The sequence below is a fragment of the Myxococcus vastator genome, assembly GCF_010894475.1.
Classification (GTDB): Bacteria; Myxococcota; Myxococcia; order Myxococcales; family Myxococcaceae; genus Myxococcus; species Myxococcus vastator.
The window spans coordinates 1-4,110 of the sequence record NZ_JAAIYB010000590.1 but is presented as its reverse complement, the minus strand read 5'-3'; the positions used below and the strand labels follow the sequence as shown (position 1 = coordinate 4,110).

Below are 4,110 nucleotides of genomic sequence, written 5' to 3'. Positions count from 1 at the left end.
CGGCACGTGCGCGCCCTCGGGGCCCGCCCCCGTCAACGCCAGGGCCAGGGCGGCCCAGGTGACGCCCAGCGCGAGCAGCAGCGCGGTGATGGCACGGAAGACACTTTGCATGGCCGGCGAGTATATGCGGGCTTCAGACGCCGACCGAACCCACGCCTCCCGTGTCTTGACCCTTTTTCCTGGATTGTGGCCAGAATGCGGCCCGTTCCAGGAGAGACATCAATGGCGGATGAGCGAGAGGACACGACCATCTACAAGGTCGTGATGAACCACGAGGAGCAGTACTCCATCTGGCCGGCCGACCGCGAGAATGCGCTCGGCTGGAAGGACGCGGGCAAGCAGGGGCTCAAGGCCGAGTGCCTGGAGTACATCAAGGAGGTCTGGACGGACATGCGTCCGCTGAGCCTCCGCAAGAAGATGGAAGAGCTGAAGTCGTAGTCACGGCGCCGGCCGTGCGCACGCCCCTCGCGAACCCTGGCAACGGCGCCAGGGTCCGGGGGGCGTGCTGCATGCGCGGAGCGGCAGCGACGCCTAGAGGTCCGGCGGCGGCCGGACGCCCAGGTGGCACGCCCTCAGCGCCAGCTGCGTGCGGTTCTCCGCGCCCAGCTTCCGGTAGAGCTGCGTGACGTGGGACTTCACGGTGCGCTCGGCGATCTGCAGGTGCGCGGCAATCTTCAGGTTGTCCGCGCCGCCCGCGACATACGCCAGCACCTCGCGCTCCCGCTGAGTGAGCGCCAGCAGCACGCTCGCGGTGGGTGACGTCACCGGTGGATGCTCGAAGTCGTTTCTCAGGAGCTGCACCGGGAACAGCCGCTCGCCTCGGACCAGGGAGTTGATGGCGGACGCCACCGCCGTCGTGCCCAGGCCCGCGCGGAACAGGTAGCCGGAGGCACCCTCGTCGAAGCACTGCGAGATGACTTCCGGTGTGCTCACCGCGGAGAGCAGCAGCATCCTCACCTCCAGCCGGCGCTTGCGCGCCTCCCGCAGGAGATTGATGCCTTCCGTGACGGAGCAGCCCACGGCCGCCTCGCTGTCACCCTCCACGTCCATCACCGCGACCTGCGGCGGGTCTGTCCCCAGGCTGTCGAGGAACAGGCGCACGTCTCTCGTCACCGAGGAGATCTGCACGCCTTCACCACGGAGCCCGTCGGCCAGGCCCTGCCAGGCCGCCCACGGTCCTTCGAGAATTGATACACGAATCGCTGCTTGATTGGTTGCCATGCGAAGGCCCCCCAGCCGTCATGGCGAAAACTGCATGAACAGACAACTGACCACAGCCGGCTCCGGTACCACCTGGGCCAGTGGGTTGCATGACAGGGAAGAACGAGCGTGTCCGCTGAGCCACTCCGGAGTCGACCTACCGATGTACGACTCGACTCCTGACTGTTTTTGACTTTCAGCTACTCCTGACGTCCCTGCGGGCCGCACCTCCTTCGGCCCAGGTTCATGGTCCAACGCAGAAACCCTATCACTGGGGAAGCGCAGACGCGAACCAGCCCTGACGGGAGTGTCCAGTGTGCATGAATCAGAGCCCGTTTCAGGGGTTTCATCCGTTGGTTCGTCATCGCTGTCCGGCGCCGGACACGCCCGGGCGTCCACAAGTCGATGAAAGCCCCCTCCCGCACGGCGCGGACTGTCGACCGTGACACACGCCCCTGGGACCTGAAAGTCCCGCAAGTCCAAGCAGAAAAGAGGGTGCGACAAGGGAGGCGTGGGAGGAAGGCAGCCGTGTATGCTGCCGACCCCGCATGCGCTCCGCTCCGACTCCCCATCTCGACGTCGCCACCCCCGAGCGCGTCGCGCTCACGCTCCCCGTCGCGGGCATTGGCTACCGGTGCCTCGCGTGGCTGGTGGACGCGAGCCTGCTGTTCTTCTTCTGGCTGGTGGCCTACTTCGTCTTCACGCTGCTGGTGTCGGACGTGCTGGGCGTCTTCCAGGCGCTGTCGGGCGTGGGGCAGACGCTGCTGGTGGTGGGCGTCTTCGCCACGCAGTGGCTGTACTGGACGGTGAGCGAGGTCTTCTTCCACGGCCAGACGCCAGGCAAGCGGGTGCTGGGCATCCGGGTGGTGCGCATGGACGGCTCGCCCGTGGGCGTCTACGAGAGCGCGGTGCGCAACCTCTGCCGCGCGGTGGACTTCCTGCCCATGCTGTACGCCGCCGCCTGCGTCAGCATGCTCCTCACCCGCCAGCACCGGCGCCTGGGAGACCTGCTGGCCGGCACGCTGCTGGTGCGCGAGGAGCGCATCGACCTGGACAAGTACACCGCCGCTCCGGCCACGTCCGCGCCACTGCCACAGGGCACGGGCGCAAGGCCCCTGTCGCCGGAGGACGTGGAGCTGGTGCTGTCCTTCCTGTCGCGCGCGCCCGGGTTGGCGCCGGAGGTGCGGCAGCGGCTGGGCACGCGGCTGGTGGAGCGCGTGGGGCCCGAGGACGCGGAGGCGCGCGCGGCGGTGCTGGCGTCCGCGGAGCGCACCGAGGCCTTCCTGCGCGCCCGCGTCCAGGGGGAGCGCTGACATGGCCACGCCCCTGCCCGCCTACGTGGCCCAACGCCGCGCGGACTGGGATGCGCTCCAGGCCCTGCTGGCGAAGCAGCGCTCCGGCACGCTGAAGCTGGGCGAGCTGCGCACGCTGGACACGCTGTACCGCCGCGCGTCCGCCGACCTCGCGCACGCGCAGACGTTCTACGCCGGCACGGATGTCCACCGCTTCCTCAACCAGCTGTGTGGCCAGGCCTACGCGTCCATCTACCAGCCGCCGCGCGAGCGCTGGCCCGCGGTGCGGGACTTCTTCCGCCGCGAGTTCCCCGCCACCTTGCGCCGCGAGCGCGGCTTCGTGGGCGCCAGCGCCGTGCTGTTCCTCCTGGGCATCCTGCTGGGCGCCCTGGTGGTGCTGTGGGAGCCCCGGGGCGCCGAGCTGCTGGTGCCCTCCGGCGTGCGTCACTACGTGGCCCAGGGCCGTATGTGGACGGATGACATCCTGTCGGTGGCGCCGCCCAACTCGGTGGCGTCCGGCATCGCCACCAACAACCTCACCGTCACCATCGTCACCTTCGCCCTGGGCCTCACCGGCGGCCTGGGCACGCTGTTCCTGCTGGTGAACAACGGGGTGCATATCGGCGCCATCAGCGCGCTGTGCGCCCGCGAGGGCATGCTGGGAGGCCTGCTGGACTTCATCGCCGCGCACGGCCCGGTGGAGCTGTCCATCCTGGTCATCGCCGGCGGGGCGGGATTGATGGTGGGCCAGTCGCTCATCGACCCGGGGGAGCTGCCCCGGGGACAGGCGCTGGCGGTGCGCGGGCGGGAAGCGGTGAAGCTGGTGCTGGGCTGCGCGCCCTTCCTCGCCCTCATCGGAGTGGTGGAGGGCTACGTCTCCCCAGGGGACTTGTTCCCCACCTGGCTGAAGGCGGGGCTGGGCCTGCTCCTGGGGGCGCTCTTCTGGGCCTACCTGCTGCGCGCGGGGAGGACGGTCGCCGAAGCCACGGGCGCGCCGGCCGACAGCGCCTCCTGACGCTTGCGCTGGCGGTGACGGAGGATGCGCTCATAGGCCGCGTTCAGCTCGCGCATCTTCTCCGCGGAGCCGCCGCGGTCCGGGTGCTGCTCCATGGCCAGCGCGTGGTAGCGCGCGCGGACCGTGTCGGCCGAGTCCAGCGGCGAGACCCCCAGCAGCCGGTAGGGGTCCTGCTCTTCCAGCGCGGACAGCCACTTGTCCAGCCGGTCCTTGACCTCGATGAACTGCTCGTCCTGGGCGCCGCTGTCCTTCACCGGGTGCGTGCGCACCTTCGCGTCCGCCCGGAAGACGTCGGAGTACACGCTGGACACCCAGCGGTGGCACCCGGAGCACCGGAAGTAGCGGACCCGGGTCCCCGGTTGCTGGGTCATCCGGATGCCGCAGTGGGTGCACTCCACATCGACGTTTTCCAGTGTCTGCCAGTTCGCTGCCGCCGCGTTCATCGAACCTTGCTCCCGTTTGCAACACGCCTGTAGCAGGGGGGAAGCTCCCACGATGGGAGATCGCGTCAAGAAAATCGCACCGCCCCGGGTTAGAAGGGCCTCCATGCGTCCCCTGCTTCTCGCCGGCCTGCTCCTCGCCACCGCCGCCCGCGCCCAGGCC

Annotated in this window: 5 protein-coding genes; 3 read left to right on the top strand and 2 right to left on the bottom strand. The window is 69.4% G+C overall.

The features are described from left to right. Positions 1 to 222: 222 nt before the first annotated feature. Entirely contained in the window at positions 223 to 438 is a 216-nt protein-coding gene (locus G4D87_RS34445; protein WP_163786911.1) for an MbtH family protein, read from the top strand. 93 nt (positions 439 to 531) lie between these two features. Here G4D87_RS34445 and fruA read toward each other — a convergent pair whose 3' ends face one another. Beyond that, positions 532 to 1,221, bottom strand: coding sequence for a response regulator transcription factor FruA (gene fruA / locus G4D87_RS34440; protein WP_163786910.1), 690 nt, complete (start codon positions 1,219 to 1,221; stop codon positions 532 to 534). A 527-nt stretch (positions 1,222 to 1,748) separates the two neighbouring features. Here fruA and G4D87_RS34435 point away from each other — a divergent pair. Continuing rightward, positions 1,749 to 2,513: an RDD family protein gene (locus G4D87_RS34435; RefSeq protein WP_163786909.1), complete on the top strand. Its 765-nt coding sequence runs from the start codon at positions 1,749 to 1,751 to the stop codon at positions 2,511 to 2,513. A gap of 1 nt (position 2,514) precedes the next feature. Beyond that, complete coding sequence (locus tag G4D87_RS34430; protein WP_163786908.1) at positions 2,515 to 3,507, top strand: stage II sporulation protein M; 993 nt, start codon at positions 2,515 to 2,517, stop codon at positions 3,505 to 3,507. Here G4D87_RS34430 and G4D87_RS34425 read toward each other — a convergent pair. Then, positions 3,441 to 3,950: a J domain-containing protein gene (locus G4D87_RS34425; RefSeq protein ID WP_163786907.1), complete on the bottom strand. Its 510-nt coding sequence runs from the start codon at positions 3,948 to 3,950 to the stop codon at positions 3,441 to 3,443. The two genes, G4D87_RS34430 and G4D87_RS34425, sit on opposite strands and share 67 nt — an antisense overlap. Positions 3,951 to 4,110 lie beyond the last annotated feature (160 nt).

Excerpts from the sequence above, each read along its gene's own strand:
- fruA (WP_163786910.1), bottom strand. The coding sequence starts at position 1,221 with ATGGCAACCAATCAAGCAGCGATTCGTGTATCAATTCTCGAAGGACCG.
- G4D87_RS34445 (WP_163786911.1), top strand. The coding sequence starts at position 223 with ATGGCGGATGAGCGAGAGGACACGACCATCTACAAGGTCGTGATGAAC.
- G4D87_RS34425 (WP_163786907.1), bottom strand. The coding sequence starts at position 3,950 with ATGAACGCGGCGGCAGCGAACTGGCAGACACTGGAAAACGTCGATGTG.
- G4D87_RS34435 (WP_163786909.1), top strand. The coding sequence starts at position 1,749 with ATGCGCTCCGCTCCGACTCCCCATCTCGACGTCGCCACCCCCGAGCGC.
- G4D87_RS34430 (WP_163786908.1), top strand. The coding sequence starts at position 2,515 with ATGGCCACGCCCCTGCCCGCCTACGTGGCCCAACGCCGCGCGGACTGG.